Source organism: Micromonospora craniellae (genome assembly GCF_014764405.1).
Classification (GTDB): Bacteria; Actinomycetota; Actinomycetes; order Mycobacteriales; family Micromonosporaceae; genus Micromonospora; species Micromonospora craniellae.
The window spans coordinates 3,284,096-3,298,933 of record NZ_CP061725.1; the positions used below are offsets into that span (position 1 = coordinate 3,284,096).

The following is a 14,838-nucleotide window of genomic DNA, read 5'->3' on the forward strand; positions in this document are numbered from 1 at the left end:
CGGTCGGGCGGGCGGCGACGGTATCGGGAGAATGGCGAGGTGACGACGATCCCGAACGTGCTCGCCAACCGGTACGCCTCGCCCGAGCTGGTCGCCCTCTGGTCGCCGGAGGAGAAGATCCGGCTGGAACGGCGGCTCTGGCTCGCCGTGCTCCGGGCCCAGCGGGACCTCGGCCTGCCGGTGCCCGACGGGGTGGTCGAGGCGTACGAGCGGGTGCTCGACGACGTCGACCTGAACTCGATCGCGGCCCGGGAGCGGGTCACCCGGCACGACGTGAAGGCCCGCATCGAGGAGTTCAGCGCGCTCGCCGGGCACGAGCACGTGCACAAGGGGATGACCTCGCGGGACCTCACCGAGAACGTCGAGCAGCTTCAGGTGCGCCGGTCGCTGGAGCTGATCCGGGACCGGGTGGTGGCGACGCTGGCCCGGCTGGCCTGGCACGTCCACGAGTACGCGGACGTGGTGATGGCCGGGCGCTCGCACAACGTCGCGGCGCAGGCCACCACGCTGGGCAAGCGCTTCGCGTCCGCCGCCGAGGAACTGATCATCGCGTACGAGCGGCTGGAGGACCTGATCGCCTGGTACCCGCTGCGGGGGATCAAGGGTCCGGTGGGTACCGCCGCCGACCAGTTGGACCTCTTCGACGGCGACGCCGAGAAGGTGGCCGAGCTGGAGCGGCGGGTCGCCGAGCATCTCGGCTTCCAGCGGGTGCTGGACAGCGTGGGGCAGGTCTACCCGCGGTCGATCGACCTGGCCGTGATCTCCGGGCTGGCGCAGGTGGCCGCGGCACCCTCGTCGCTGGCCACCACGATCCGGCTGATGGTCGGTCAGGAACTGGCCACCGAGGGCTTCAAGCCGGGTCAGGTCGGCTCCAGCGCGATGCCGCACAAGATGAACACCCGCTCGTCGGAGCGGGTCAACGGCTTCGCCGTGATCATCCGTGGTTACCTGTCGATGGTCGGCGAGCTGGCCGGCGACCAGTGGAACGAGGGTGACGTCTCCTGCTCGGTGGTCCGCCGGGTGGCCCTGCCGGACGCGTTCTTCGCCGCCGACGGGCTGTTCCAGACGTTCCTCACCGTGCTGGACGAGTTCGGCGCGTACCCGGCGGTGATCAACCGGGAGTTGGAGCGCTTCCTCCCGTTCCTGGCCACCACCAAGATCCTGGTGGCGGCGGTGCGCCGGGGCGTGGGCCGGGAGACCGCGCACGAGGCGATCAAGGAGCACGCTGTCGCCGTGGCCCTGGCCATGCGTGAGCAGGGTGCCCCTGACAACGACCTCTTCGACCGCCTGGCCGCCGACCCCCGGCTGGGCCTCACCCGCTCCGAGATCGACGCCCTGGTCGCCGACCGGGCCGCCTTCGTCGGTGCCGCCCCCGCCCAGATCCAGGCGGTGACCACCCGAATCTCCAAGATCGTCCAGTCCCACCCCAACGCCGCCACCTACACCCCACCCCCCATCCTCTAGCCCCACCCCCACCCCCACCCCCTCGTCCACGGCGTTGATCAAGGAGTTTTGGGCGCCGAGGAGTGGTCTCCAGGGCCCAAACCTCTTGATCAACGCTGCCAACGCCGCCAACGCCGTTAGGCCGTGTGTCATAAGTGCCCGTGGCCCTGCTGTGAGGTGATCGGCTGGGTGTGTCGGTGATCGATATGCGGTGAGGTCTCCGGTAGATGGGTTATCGACCAAGACAACCATCTGCACGGAGACCTCGTGGCCAGCGTAGCGGTGACGAGGCGGCACGACCTGACCGACGCGCAGTGGGCGGTGCTGGAGCCGTTGCTGCCCGGGCGGAAGAAGCCGGGTCGGCCGCCGAAGTGGAGCAAGCGGCAGCTCATTGACGGGATCAGGTGGCGGGTCCGTACGGGTGCGCCGTGGCGGGACGTGCCGGACTGCTATGGGCACTGGCGGACGGTGTACGGGCTGTACCGGCGCTGGCAGCGGGCGGGGGTGTGGGCGGGGATCCTGGCCGGGTTGCAGGGTAGGGCCGACGCGCTCGGGTTGATCTCCTGGGACGTGAGTGTGGACTCCACGATCGTGCGGGCGCATCAGCACGCCGCCGGCGCCCGCCGGGGCAGTCACACGCAGGTCGAGCCGCCGGGCGGCAGCAGCGCCGCCGAGCCGGCGGATCACGCGCTGGGCCGGTCCCGGGGCGGTCTGACGACCAAGCTGCACCTGGCCTGCGAGCAGGGCCGCATGGTGCTGGCGTTCGTCATCACCGGTGGGCAGCGCGGCGACAGCCCGCAGTTCACCACTGTGCTGGACCGCATCCGGGTGCCTCGTCTCGGTGTCGGGCGGCCCCGGTGTCGGCCGCAGCGGGTCCTGGCGGACAAGGCGTACAGCAGCAAGGCCAACCGCGGCTACCTGCGGCGCCGTGGTATCGGCTGTGTCATCCCGGTCAAGGCCGACCAGGCCGCGAACCGTCGTAAGAAGGGCTCGGCGGGTGGCCGGCCACCCGCCTTCGACCCCAGCGCATACCGGCAGCGTCACGCCGTGGAGTGCGGCATCAGCCTGCTCAAACAGCACCGTGCCGTGGCCACCCGCTACGACAAACTCGCAGTGCGCTACGAAGCCACCGCCACCATCAGCATGATCGACAACTGGCTCCGGCGCCTCGAACGGCACTTATGACACACGACCTAACGCTGCCAACGCGGGGGGAGGTGGGCGGGGGGCCGGGGGGGGGGGGAGTCCTTGTCGCTCCGCTACGCGAAGCGGCCCTAATCGGGAGGAAGTAGGTCTACTTCCGAGTTAGTCGCGGGTGGGGGTTTCGGCGGCGGTGCTGAGGTTGGGGGCGCTGGCGGGTTCGGCGATGCCACCCGGGGACTGGGCGAAGGCCGGGTCCTGGGCGGTCTCGGCCGCGACGAGGGGCTGGTCCGGAGGCATGACGTCGGGCACTGTCGGTGCCACGATCACGGCGGTGCCGTAGGCGCAGATCTCCATCCACATCTCGCCGCAGTCGCGGCTGTCGAACCGCATCCCCACGACCGCGTTCGCGCCGATCCGCCGGGCCTCCTCGCCGAGCCGCGCCACCGAGTCGGTACGCCATCGGGTGAGGTTGTCCGGGGCCGACGGGTCGTACGCGCCACCGCGCAGGTTCTTCACCCCCTCGCGGTAGGGGTTGCGGGTCCTGGCCATCGAGGAGACCACCTCGCCGAGGATCTGGCGGATCTCGTAGCCGGGAAGTTGGTCCGTCGTCACGACCAGCACGGTTCTGATGCTGGCAGCCGGTGCGGCCGGTGAATGTGAGGGTTGTTCACCTGATCGGATGCTGAAAAACGACGCGGCGCGGACGGCGGGCGCGAAGCCCACCATCCGCGCCGGCCGGGCGCTAATCGTCAGACACCGGCCACCGAGGTGATCCAGGCCCGGTTGAATGCGACACTGCCGTAGTTCTGGATGTTCACGCCGTTGGCGGTGGAGGCGACGCCGACCTGCTGGCCGTTGTAGAACTGCGGGCCGCCCGAGTCGCCCCGCCACGCGTTGCCGTTGATCCGGGTGCTCCGGATCGCCTGGCCACCGTACGCGTCGGTGACGCTGTTGCTGGTGACCTGCACCGACGCGGTCTTGAGCTGAGGCGAGGCCGAGCAGCCGCTGTAGCAGGTCATGCCCCAGCCGAAGATCGTGTTGGTGGAGTTGATCGGCGGGTTGCTGGTGGCCAGCGTGACGTAGCTGGTGCTCACCGAGCTGGACAGGCGCATCAGGGCCAGGTCGTAGCGGCCGTAGGTGGCGCTGACCGTACGCGTGACGCCGCCGGAGGAGCGCTGGACGCTACCCACCCGGACGGACATGTTGCTGCCGATGCAGTGCTGGGCGGTGAGCACCCACTGCGGCGCGATGATCGTGCCGGAGCAGGTGAACGAGCCGTTGCTGAACACCGCAGCCGCCCACGGCGCCGAGGAGACGGTGCTGCCGCCGATGATGTACGGGCTGACGGGGGAGGCGACGGCGCCGGAGCTGGCGCCGACGACGCCAACCATGGCTGTGGCGAAGGCCACGATCAGGGATCGGATGCGCATCGGTAGGGCTCCTTCGGGGTTTGGTGACCCGGGTTAACCGGGTCGGTCTGCGCTGGCGGGAGGGGGTGAACCGCCGCCGCGACGTCTGCGAATCGACGTCTGACGATGTACGGTAGGGCCCGGTGAGGTGTTTCACAAGAGGTTCATCGAAACAATCGGATGTAACAGTCGGATTTCCCGGCGTCGCGGAAGAGGGTGCCGGATCGGGGCGATCGGTGCGTCGTCGCCTGCGCCAGGGAGGATCAAACCCACCCGGACCGGACTTCCTGGCAACGAACCCGTATCGGGACTGCAACGAACCCGTATCGGTCCCGAAGACCCCGCGCGGGCACGGTCGAGTACCGCCCGGACCGCGTCCGGCCGGTGCGTCTGATGCCGTATCTGCCAGGTAGGCTGGCTGCGCTCGCCCGTTGTGGGTCGGCACCCAACTGCGTACACAGTCAGGAGTGCCCAGTGCCTCGCGTCGTCGTCGACGTCATGCTCAAGCCCGAGATCCTCGATCCTCAGGGCCAGGCCGTCGCAAACGCGCTGCCCCGGCTCGGCGTCAACGACGTCGCCTCGGTACGGATCGGCAGGCGGATCGAGATCGACTTCACCGGTGAACCGGACCTGGACCGGGCCCGGGAGATCGCCGACAAGTTGCTCGCCAACCCGGTCATCGAGGACTTCACCGTCCATCTGGGCGAGGCCGACGAAGCCGCGGACGCCCGCTCGTGACCGCCCGGGTCGGTGTGGTGACGTTTCCCGGTTCGCTCGACGACGGGGACGCGGCCCGGGCCGTCCGGATCGCCGGCGCGGAGCCGGTCCGCCTCTGGCACGGGGATGCGGAGTTGCACGGGGTGGACGCGGTCGTCCTGCCCGGCGGCTTCTCCTACGGTGACTACCTGCGCTGCGGCGCTATCGCCCGGTTCGCCCCGGTGATGGAGAAGATCGTCGACGCCGCTGCCGGCGGCCTGCCGGTGCTCGGCATCTGCAACGGCTTCCAGATCCTCTGCGAGGCGCACCTGTTGCCCGGCGCGCTCACCCGCAACCAGCACCTGCACTTCCGCAACCGCGACCAGGTCCTGCGCATCGAGGCCACGGGTACGGCCTGGACGAACGTTTTCCAGCCCGGCCAGGAGGTGCTGATCCCGGTCAAGAACGGCGAGGGTCGCTACGTCGCCGACCCGGCGACGCTGGACGAGCTGGAGGCCGAGGGGCGGGTCGTCGCCCGGTATCTCGGCGGCAACCCCAACGGGTCGCAGCGTGACATCGCCGCGATCACCAACCCCGCCGGCAACGTGGTCGGCATCATGCCGCATCCCGAGCACGCGGTGGAGGCGCTCACCGGCCCCTCCCTCGACGGCCTCGGCTTCTTCACCTCGGTGCTCAAGCATCTGGTGGGGACGCCGGCGTGACCGTCGGCTGCGGGATCAACGGTCGGCTCACCCGCCCTCACGGCGGCGAGCGCAACGAGGAGATGTCATGACCACGCATCCGGACCCGGTACGGGAGACCCCGGAGGCATTCCCGGCCGCGCCGGTCCAGCCGGAACCGGCTGCCACCGCGCCCTCGGTCGCCGCGCCCCGGCACGCCGCCGCGCAGGAGGCCACCGGCTGGGCCGACGGGGTGGACACCGTCCCGCGCGCCGACGGCAGCCCGGACGAGCTCCAGCCGTACGCGGAGCTCGGGCTCCGCGACGACGAGTACGACCGCATCCGGCACATCCTGGGCCGCCGGCCGACCCAGTCCGAGCTGGCGATGTACTCGATCATGTGGAGCGAGCACTGCTCCTACAAGTCCAGCAAGGTGCACCTGCGGCAGTTCGGTGAGAAGGCCCCGCCCAGCGATCGACTGCTGGCCGGCATCGGCGAGAACGCCGGTGTGGTGCAGATCTCCGACGAGCTGGCGGTGACCTTCAAGGTCGAGTCGCACAACCACCCGAGTTTCGTCGAGCCGTACCAGGGTGCCGCCACCGGCGTCGGCGGCATCGTCCGCGACATCCTGGCCATGGGTGCCCGCCCGGTGGCGGTGATGGACCCGCTGCGCTTCGGTGCCGCGGACCACCCCGACACCGCCCGGGTACTGCCCGGCGTGGTGGCCGGCGTCGGCGGATACGGCAACTGCCTCGGCCTGCCCAACATCGGCGGCGAGGTCGTCTTCGACCCCTGTTACCAGGGCAACCCGCTGGTCAACGCGCTCTGCCTGGGCGTCCTGCCGGTGAGCCGCCTGCAGAACAAAGCCGCTGTCGGCCCCGGCAACGTCGTGGTGCTGATGGGTGCCAAGACCGGCCGCGACGGCATCGGCGGTGTCTCCGTCCTCGCCAGCGCCACCTTCACCGAGGGCAGCGAGCAGCGCCGCCCGTCGGTGCAGGTCGGTGACCCGTTCATCGAGAAGCTGCTGATCGAGGCGTGCCTGGAGCTGTACGACGCACAGCTCGTCGCCGGTATCCAGGACCTCGGCGGCGCCGGGCTGACCTGCGCGCTCACCGAGACCGCCGCGGCGGCCGGCACCGGCATGCGGGTGTGGCTGGAGCGGGTGCCGCTGCGTGAGCCGTCGATGGAGCCGCACGAGATCCTGGCCAGCGAGTCGCAGGAGCGGATGCTCCTGGTCGTCGAGCCGGACAAGCTCGACGCGGTGCTCAAGACCTGCGAGAAGTGGGGCGTACTGGCCACCGCCATCGGCGAGGTCACCGCGCCGCAGCCGGACGGTCAGCCCGGCCGCCTGCTGATCACCTGGCGGGACCACCTGGTGGTCGACGTGCCGCCGGGTTCGCTGGTGGACGACGGCCCGGTCTACGCCCGCCCGATGCGGGAGCCGGCGGACCTGATCCTGCTCCAGGCCGACCGGGCCGAGACGCTGCCCCGGCCGACCGACCCGGACGCGCTGCGCGAGACCCTGCTGCGCATGATCGCCTCGCCGAACCTGGCCGACAAGACCTGGGTCACCGAGCAGTACGACCGCTACGTGCTGGGCAACACCGTGCTCGCCCAGCCGGAGGACTCGGGCGTGATCCGGATCGACGAGCGGACCGGCTTGGGCGTGGCGCTCTCGGTGGACGGCAACGGCCGGTACGCTCGGCTCGATCCATACCACGGCGCCAAGTTGGCGCTGGCCGAGGCGTTCCGGAACGTGGCGGTCACCGGTGCGACGCCGATCGCGGTCACCGACTGCCTGAACTTCGGCTCGCCGGAGGACCCGGGCGTGATGTGGCAGTTCGCCGAGGCCGTACGCGGCCTGGCGGACGGCTGCGCAGAGCTGGGCATCCCGGTGACCGGCGGCAACGTCAGCTTCTACAACCAGACCGGGGCGGCGGCCATCCACCCGACGCCGGTCGTCGGTGTGCTCGGCGTGCTGGAGAACGTGGCCGAACGGGTGGCGTCCGGCTTCGTCGCGCGCACCAGCAACGACCACGACCAGCTCTTCCTGCTCGGCGAGACGCACGTGGAGCTCTCCGGCTCGGAGTGGGCCTGGGTCACCCACGAGCACCTCGGCGGGGTACCCCCGCAGGTCGACCTGGCGCGGGAGAAGCAGCTCGCCGGGCTGCTGGCCGCCGCCGCCCGGGTCGGGCACCTCAGCTCCGCGCACGACCTCTCCGACGGCGGTCTCGCGCAGAGCCTGGTGGAGTCCTGCCTGCGCCACGGCGTCGGCGCGCGGATCGCGGTGCCGGAGCGGTTCGAGGGTGGCTCCATGCCGTTCGTCTTCCTGTTCAGCGAATCCGCCGGCCGGGTGCTGGTCTCGGTGCCGCGCGGTCACGAGAAGGCGTTCACCGCCCTCTGCGCCGAGCACGGTGTGCCGTGGGAGCTGATCGGCGTCACCGACTCCACCGCCGGTGCGCTTGAGGTGCACGGCCAGTTCCGGATCGAGCTGGACGAGCTGCGCGAGGCGCACACCGGCACCCTGCCCAAGCTCTTCGGGGGTGTGCAGCCGTTCGAGGTGACCGCCCCGGACACCGTCGCGACGCCGGCCGAGGGCAAGGTCGCCCCGAGCGCCGAGGCGGCACCGCTCGCCGACGCGACGCCGGAGCCCGCCGACCCGGCGGGCGAGGTGCCAGCGGTGACCGGCAGCCCGGTCGCCGAAGCCGAGGTGCCGGCGACGCCGAGCGCCGAGGAGGAGACAGCGGCCGAGCGGCCGTCCGGGTGGGCGACGCCGCCGGTCCGGGCGACCGCCGACGGTGAGAACCCGGCGGACGCTCCGGCCGACCGGGCCGAGGCTCCGCAGCCCGGTGCCACCGAGCAGCCTGCCGCGCCCGACGAGCGCTGAGGCGGTGGCCTCGGCCGTATTCGCCCAACCCGGATCGGGAGCCCGGTTCGACTGGGGCCTGGCGGGGGCGGCCGAACTCGGCCGGGTCTGTGCGGCACTGGTGGTGGTGGACGTGTTGTCGTTCACCACCACCGTCGAGGTGGCCGTCGGGCGGGGGATGCGCGTGCACCCCTTTCCCTGGGGCGCGCAGGCCGCCGATTACGCACAGCGGGTCGGCGCGGTGGTCGCGACCGGCCGCCGACAGACCGTGCAACACCCGTGGTCACTGTCGCCCGCCGCGTTGAGCCGGGCACCGTTCGTCGCCGAGCTGGTGCTGCCCGCTCCGAACGGATCGGCCATCAGCGCCGCCGCCAGCGCCACCGGAGTGCCGGTGGTGGCGGCCAACCTACGTAACGCCCGCGCCGTCGGGAGCTGGCTGCTGCGCCAGGGGTACGGCTCGACCACCGACCCGATCGGGGTCGTCGCCGCCGGCGAGCAGTGGCCGGACGGTTCGCTCCGGCCGTCGGTGGAGGACCAGCTCGGCGCGGCCTGCGTACTGGACGCCATCTCCGGAGTTTCGGGCGGCCTCTCGGTGGAGGCGGCCATGGCGCTCGCCGCGTTGGCCAGCACGCCCGACGTGCCCGCAGCGGTCCGGGGCTGCGTGTCCGGCCGCGAGCTGATCGAGGCCGGTTTCCCCGACGACGTCGAGATCGCGGTTCGGGTCGGCGACTCCGACGTGGTCCCGTTGCTGCGGCAAGGCGTCTTCTCCGCCGCCTGACCCGTGCCCCCGCAGTGTCCATGATCGACGAAAAGCCGTGGACCGCGATCGGTCCACGGCTTCTCTCGTCAGTGCGTCAGTCGTCCATCCAGTCCAGCCGACGCCCGCCCCGCTCCTGCCCGGGGCCGTCCGGTCGACCGCGACCGGTCTGCGCCGGATCGCCGTAGTAGCCGCCGTCCTGCTGTTGCTGCTGCTCGTAGCTGTTGTCGTAGCCACCGCGCTGGCGCGGTGGCTCCTGGCCGTAACCGCCACCCTGCCCGTAGCCACCCTGCTCGTAGGCGTTGTCGTAGCCGCCACGCTGCTGGGGTGGCTCCTGGCCGTAACCGCCGCCCTGGCCGTAGCCACCCGGGGCGTAGCCGGTGGGCTCGTGGTAACCGGCGTTGTCGTAGCCGCCGCGTTGCTGCGGCGGTTCCTGGCCGTAACCGGTGGGCTCGTTGTAGCCGCCGGTCGACTCCGTGCCGCGGCTGTAGCCGCCGGTCGGCTCGCCCCGGCCGTAGCCACGGGCCTGGTCGCCCTGCCCGTAGCCACCCGGCTCGTTCTGGCCGTAGCCGCCGGTTGGGTCACTCTGGCCGTAGCCACCCGGGTCGCCCTGCCCGTAGCCACGGGTGGCGTCGCCGCCCTGGCCGTAGCCGCCGCCGGACTCGCCCTGACCGTAGCCGGCACCGCCGGGCTCACCCCGGCCGTAACCCTGGCCGCCGTCCGGCTGGTAAACGCCGGTCGCGTACGGGTCGGCGGGCGCCGGGTAGCGGGTGGCGTCGCCCTGGTAGCGGGTACCGTCGCCCTGGTAGCGGCCGGTCGGCTCGTCGTACCGCTCGCCGTAGCCACCGGCACCGCCCGGCGGATAGTCCGACCCACCGCTGCCCGCACCGTAGTCACGGCTGCCGTAGCCGCCCCCGGAGGACGGGCCGGTGCCGTAGCCGCCGCCCGAGGAGGGAGCGTTGCCGTAGCCGCCCCCGGAGGAAGGCGTGTTGCCGTAGCCCGGGCCACCGCCGTAGCCACCGCCCGGTTCGTCGCCGTAACCGCCCGACCATGCCTGCTGCCCCGGCCCGCCGGGCGCGCCGTACGGCTGCGGAGGCGCACCGTACGGGTCCGGCGGGACGTCGTCGACCACCGGCTGGTGCATCATCGTCGGCGCGTTGGCCAGCCCCGGACCGCCCACCATGGTGGGGTCCGGTGCGGAGCCGACCCGGTTGACCACGCGGGTCTGGTCGTCCGCCCCGGCGAACGAGCCCCGGGCTGCGGGAACCGCGCCGGCCGGCGCCGCCCCGGTGGGCTCACCGTCGGGATCGGCGTCCTCGTTCTCCCTGCGCTTCATCCAGAGCAGCACGATCGTGCCGACACCGATCGCCACGAAGAGACCACCGAGCAGGATCAGCAGCCAGTTGCCGAAGCCGCCGGAGCTCTCGTTGCCGGCCGGTGCCTGTGCGACGGGGGTCTCGCCGGGCGTCGTCGCCTCGTCGGTGGCCTCGTCCTCGAACGGGTCCTCCGTCGGCTCCACCGACTCGCTCGCCGAGGGCGTGGCACTCGGGCTGGCCGAGGACTGGATGGCGAGGGTGATCCTTCGCCCGGTGATGCTCTGGCCCGCGTTGGCCGTGAAGCTCACCGTGGCCCGGATGTCGTCCTTGCTCGCGCCGACGTCGATCCGGCCGGGCGCGATGGGGTTGCCGCTGTTGCCGGTGAAGCGGAAGTTGCCGTTGCCGTCGCTGTTGGTCTCCCGCTGGCGGCCGGAGCTGTCCACCAGCAGCACGTATGCGTTCGGCACCGCCTCGCCGGAGCGCGCCACGACCTTGCCCGCGACGGACCGCACCGACTGCGGCGCCTGGGAGGTGGGCGGGGGGTTGGGCCCGCGTACCGTCATGTCGCGCTCGTCGCCGCCCTGGTCGCCGCCGAAGCGGGCGGAGACCCGCACCCGACCGGAGCGCTCCTGACCGGCGGCCACGTCGCCCGCGACCAGGTTGACCGTGATCGACGCCTCTTCGTTGGCCCCGATCACGCGCGCGGGGATGTTGCACTCGCCCTGGCAGCTCAGCCCGTTGAAGGTGCTGACGGAGATGCTGAACGGGGTGGGCGCTTCGTTGTTGTTCTTGACGCGGAACGTCATCGACGTCTGCTGACCGGACTGGAGAGTGCCGTTCGGCAGGTTGGTGATCTGAACGTCCGGGTTGTCGGCGAGTGCGGGTGTGGCGGGGACGGCGAGCAGGGCACCGACAATCAGCGCTACGACCACACCGGCCCGCTTCTGCCAGGCTCGTCGGTGTGTTGACACGTCCACCGCCTTCCGGACTGACCTCCTCGCACCGGCGAGTGCCGGCCGAAGGAACATCACGGTATGAATACGCCGTCGGCAACTATGCCTTGTCGGGGCGGATCGGCGCGACCCAGGGCCATCGTGACGCGCTGGGCGGCCACGCCGTATCGTCCCGTCGTGTCCTCTCCGTACATTAAGTCCGCCGCGGTGGCCGCAGCGCTGTCGGCGCTTGACGAGGGGCTCGCGCCCGAACGGCTGGTGCTCCGTACGGCGGTCAGGACCCTGTTGGCCACTCTCGCGGAGCGTGCCCCCGGCCGATCGGTGGAGGTGCGTGTCCCACCTTACGGTGCAGTTCAGTGTGTTCCGGGGCCGCGACACACCCGCGGTACTCCTCCGAACACGGTGGAGATGGATCCGCAGACGTGGGTCGCCCTCGCCGCCGGTCGGCTCGACTGGGAGCGGGCCGTCACGGAGGGTCGCGTACGGGCGAGTGGTGCACGGGCGGACCTGTCCGCGTACCTGCCGCTCGAACTGGAGTGACGCCTGTTACGCGATGACACTGTGTCGCGCCAGTGTGACTTTATGTGGCGATATGGATTCGCGTACACTGTCAGGCGACGACAGTGTGGTTCTGGCCGATGCGGCACGGAGCGGCCCCGGTGGCTCCGCCAGGCCAGTCCAGACCAGCAAGAGGGAGCGGCAGGTGCCCCGAGGCGACGGCCGGCTGAGCCACGACCTTGATCCCCAACGACCAGGCCCTCAGGACGCGTGCGGCGTCTTCGGTGTCTGGGCGCCTGGGGAGGAGGTCGCCAACCTGACCTACTTCGGGCTGTACGCGTTGCAGCACCGGGGGCAGGAGGCGGCCGGGATAGCGGTCAGCGACGGCTCCGGCGTGGTGGTCTACAAGGATCTTGGCCTGGTCGCCCAGGTCTTCGACGAGCCGACGTTGGCGAGTCTGCGCGGTCACGTCGCCATCGGTCACACCCGATACTCGACCACCGGTGCCTCGACCTGGGAGAACGCCCAGCCGACCATCCGAGCCACCAGTTCGGGCACCACGATCGCGCTGGCCCACAACGGCAACCTGGTCAACACCGCCGATCTCCAGCGTGAGGTCGCCGAGCGTGGCCTGGGCACCGACGGCTCGACCAACGACACCTCGCTGGTCACGATGCTGCTGGCCAGCCGCCCGGATCTCTCCGTCGAGGCCGCCGCGCTGGAGGTGCTGCCCCAGCTGCGAGGGGCGTTCAGCTTCGCCTTCATGGACGAGTCGACGCTGTACGCCGCCCGTGACCCGCACGGGGTGCGTCCGCTGGTGCTCGGCCGCCTGGAGCGGGGCTGGGTGGTGGCCAGCGAGACCGCGGCGCTGGACATCGTCGGTGCGAGCGTGGTCCGCGAGGTCGAGCCCGGCGAGCTGATCGCGATCGACGCCGAGGGGCTGCGGTCCATCCGGTTCGCCGCGCCCGAGCCCAAGGGCTGCCTCTTCGAGTACGTCTACATCGCCCGCCCGGACGCCACCATAGCCGGGCGCAACGTGCACGCGGCTCGGGTGCAGATCGGCCGCCAGTTGGCCAAGGAGCACCCGGTCGAGGCGGACATGGTCATCCCGGTGCCCGAGTCGGGCACGCCGGCCGCCATCGGCTACGCCGAGGAGTCCGGCATCACCTACGGCGCCGGCCTGATGAAGAATCCGTACGTCGGGCGCACCTTCATCCAGCCGTCGCAGACCCTGCGTCAACTCGGCATCCGACTCAAGCTCAACCCGCTGCGCCAGAACGTACGCGGCAAGCGCCTGGTCGTGGTCGACGACTCGATCATCCGGGGTAACACCCAACGCGCGATCGTCCGGATGCTCCGCGAGGCCGGCGCGGTGGAGGTGCACGTCCGCATCTCTTCACCGCCGGTCTCCTGGCCCTGTTTCTACGGCATCGACTTCGCCACCCGCGCCGAGCTGCTCGCCAACGGCCTCGACAACGAGGGCATCCGGCGTTCCATCGGCGCTGACACGTTGGGCTACGTCTCGCTGCCCGGTCTGATCGCCGCGACCGAGCAGCCGAAGACCCGGCTGTGTCGGGCCTGCTTCGACGGGGAGTACCCGATCGAGCTGCCCGTCGGCAACCTGATCGGCAAGCACGTGCTCGAAGGAATCAGTCGTCGGGTCGCGAACCGGGTCGACGACGACGTCGATGCCGACGAGCAGGCCGGCACGACGTCCCGCACCGACTTGAAGATGTCGGCGACCACACACCGCCCGTAGCACCATCCGGCTGCGGCGCCGGTCACCGCCGACGCGGCCGCCGAGAACCACTAAGGGGAGAACCGTGACGCACGTGTCCGAGCGCAGCGGCGCAGGAAGCAGCCCGACCGGCGCTGGCGGCGACCGCCAGCCCTGGACGGCCGGCACTGGCCGCCCCGCTCGCAAACGCTCGGTCTCGTACGCGGACGCCGGCGTGTCGATCGAGGCGGGCGACCGCGCGGTCGAGCTGCTCAAGTCCAAGGTGAAGCAGACCCGCCGGCCGGAGGTGATGGGCGACCTGGGCGGTTTCGCCGGCCTGTTCCGGCTGGACACCACGAAGTACAAGAACCCGATCCTGGCCTCCTCCACCGACGGTGTCGGCACCAAGTTGGTGATCGCGCAGCAGTTGGACATCCACGACACGGTCGGCATCGACCTGGTCGCGATGGTCGTCGACGACCTGGTGGCCTGCGGCGCCGAGCCGCTGTTCCTGCTGGACTACATCGCCACCGGTGAGGTCGTGCCGGACCGGGTCGCCGAGATCGGCGCCGGCATCGCCGACGGCTGCCGGTACGCGGGCTGCGCGCTGCTCGGCGGTGAGACCGCCGAACACCCGGGTGTGCTGCGCCCCGACGAGTACGACATCTCGGCCACCGGCGTCGGCGTGGTGGAGGAGAGCCAGATCCTCAGCTCGGAGCGGGTCGAGGTGGGCGATGTCGTGATCGCCATGCGCTCCTCCGGCCTGCACTCCAACGGCTACTCGCTGGTCCGGCACGTGCTGCTGGGCGCCGGCCGGATGCGGTTGGACGTGGTGATCGACGACTTCGGTCGGCAGCGCACCCTCGGCGAGGAGCTGCTGACCCCCACCAAGATCTACGCGCAGGACTGCCTCAAGCTCATCGCCGAGGCGGAGGTCCGGTCGCTGGCCCACGTCACCGGCGGCGGTATCCCCGGCAACCTGGTGCGTATCCTGCCCGAGCACGTGGACGCGGTGGTCAACCGCTCGACGTGGAAGCCGCAGCCGATCTTCGACCTGGTCCAGTCCAAGGGGCGGATCGACGACCCGGAGATGGAGGCGACCTTCAACATGGGCGTCGGCATGTTCGCGATCGTCTCGGCCGAGGACGCGGACCGCGCGCTGGCCACGCTGACCGGCCGCGGGGTGGACGCGTGGCAGGCCGGCGAGATCATCGAGGGCACCGGTGAGGTGCAGATGATCGGGCAGCACACTCGCGGCTGATCATCCGACGCCGATCGTCCAGCTACCTGGTCAGGGGTTCACCCAAGTGGCCGTCGCGGCCTAGCCTTAGGGCTACTTCGCCTTGCGAGGCTGCTTCGA

Annotated in this window: 12 protein-coding genes; 9 read left to right on the forward strand and 3 right to left on the reverse strand. The window is 71.1% G+C overall.

The annotated features are described in order from the left end of the window. Positions 1 to 39: 39 nt before the first annotated feature. Entirely contained in the window at positions 40 to 1,464 is a 1,425-nt protein-coding gene (purB, locus tag ID554_RS14700; RefSeq protein WP_117228039.1) for an adenylosuccinate lyase, read from the forward strand. Positions 1,465 to 1,710: 246 nt separating this feature from the next. Then, complete coding sequence (locus tag ID554_RS14705; RefSeq protein ID WP_113974896.1) at positions 1,711 to 2,628, forward strand: IS5 family transposase; 918 nt, start codon at positions 1,711 to 1,713, stop codon at positions 2,626 to 2,628. A gap of 120 nt (positions 2,629 to 2,748) precedes the next feature. On the opposite strand, the gene ID554_RS14710 is transcribed toward ID554_RS14705, so the two are convergent. Together ID554_RS14710 and ID554_RS14715 are read right to left on the reverse strand one after the other, a co-directional pair. Further along, on the reverse strand, positions 2,749 to 3,312 hold the full coding sequence (locus tag ID554_RS14710) for a YbjQ family protein (RefSeq protein ID WP_117229994.1): 564 nt from the start codon (positions 3,310 to 3,312) through the stop codon (positions 2,749 to 2,751). A 23-nt stretch (positions 3,313 to 3,335) separates the two neighbouring features. Beyond that, complete coding sequence (locus tag ID554_RS14715) at positions 3,336 to 4,016, reverse strand: S1 family peptidase (protein WP_117229993.1); 681 nt, start codon at positions 4,014 to 4,016, stop codon at positions 3,336 to 3,338. Between the two features lie 453 nt (positions 4,017 to 4,469). Between ID554_RS14715 and purS the strand changes: the two genes are divergently transcribed. The 4 genes from purS to ID554_RS14735 all read left to right on the forward strand — a co-directional run bounded on the left by purS (position 4,470) and on the right by ID554_RS14735 (position 9,015). Beyond that, positions 4,470 to 4,733: a phosphoribosylformylglycinamidine synthase subunit PurS gene (gene purS / locus ID554_RS14720; RefSeq protein WP_117229992.1), complete on the forward strand. Its 264-nt coding sequence runs from the start codon at positions 4,470 to 4,472 to the stop codon at positions 4,731 to 4,733. Further along, on the forward strand, positions 4,730 to 5,413 hold the full coding sequence (gene purQ / locus ID554_RS14725) for a phosphoribosylformylglycinamidine synthase subunit PurQ (RefSeq protein ID WP_117229991.1): 684 nt from the start codon (positions 4,730 to 4,732) through the stop codon (positions 5,411 to 5,413). The genes purS and purQ overlap by 4 nt, the downstream gene beginning before the upstream one ends. Before the next feature lie 67 nt (positions 5,414 to 5,480). Beyond that, positions 5,481 to 8,258 (forward strand): phosphoribosylformylglycinamidine synthase subunit PurL, encoded by a 2,778-nt coding sequence (purL, locus tag ID554_RS14730; RefSeq protein WP_117229990.1) that lies wholly within the window; start codon positions 5,481 to 5,483, stop codon positions 8,256 to 8,258. A 4-nt stretch (positions 8,259 to 8,262) separates the two neighbouring features. Next, a complete protein-coding gene (locus tag ID554_RS14735; protein WP_117230002.1) occupies positions 8,263 to 9,015 on the forward strand; it encodes a 2-phosphosulfolactate phosphatase in 753 nt (250 codons plus the stop codon). A 76-nt stretch (positions 9,016 to 9,091) separates the two neighbouring features. Here ID554_RS14735 and ID554_RS14740 read toward each other — a convergent pair whose 3' ends face one another. After that, positions 9,092 to 11,338: a carboxypeptidase-like regulatory domain-containing protein gene (locus tag ID554_RS14740; protein ID WP_117229989.1), complete on the reverse strand. Its 2,247-nt coding sequence runs from the start codon at positions 11,336 to 11,338 to the stop codon at positions 9,092 to 9,094. 132 nt (positions 11,339 to 11,470) lie between these two features. Here ID554_RS14740 and ID554_RS14745 point away from each other — a divergent pair, with 132 nt between their 5' ends. The 3 genes from ID554_RS14745 to purM all read left to right on the forward strand — a co-directional run bounded on the left by ID554_RS14745 (position 11,471) and on the right by purM (position 14,739). Beyond that, positions 11,471 to 11,803 (forward strand): sterol carrier family protein, encoded by a 333-nt coding sequence (locus tag ID554_RS14745; protein WP_396888548.1) that lies wholly within the window; start codon positions 11,471 to 11,473, stop codon positions 11,801 to 11,803. Positions 11,804 to 11,966: 163 nt separating this feature from the next. Continuing rightward, on the forward strand, positions 11,967 to 13,520 hold the full coding sequence (gene purF / locus ID554_RS14750; RefSeq protein ID WP_117230000.1) for an amidophosphoribosyltransferase: 1,554 nt from the start codon (positions 11,967 to 11,969) through the stop codon (positions 13,518 to 13,520). Positions 13,521 to 13,584: 64 nt separating this feature from the next. Beyond that, positions 13,585 to 14,739 (forward strand): phosphoribosylformylglycinamidine cyclo-ligase, encoded by a 1,155-nt coding sequence (gene purM / locus ID554_RS14755; RefSeq protein ID WP_117229988.1) that lies wholly within the window; start codon positions 13,585 to 13,587, stop codon positions 14,737 to 14,739. Positions 14,740 to 14,838: the final 99 nt, after the last annotated feature.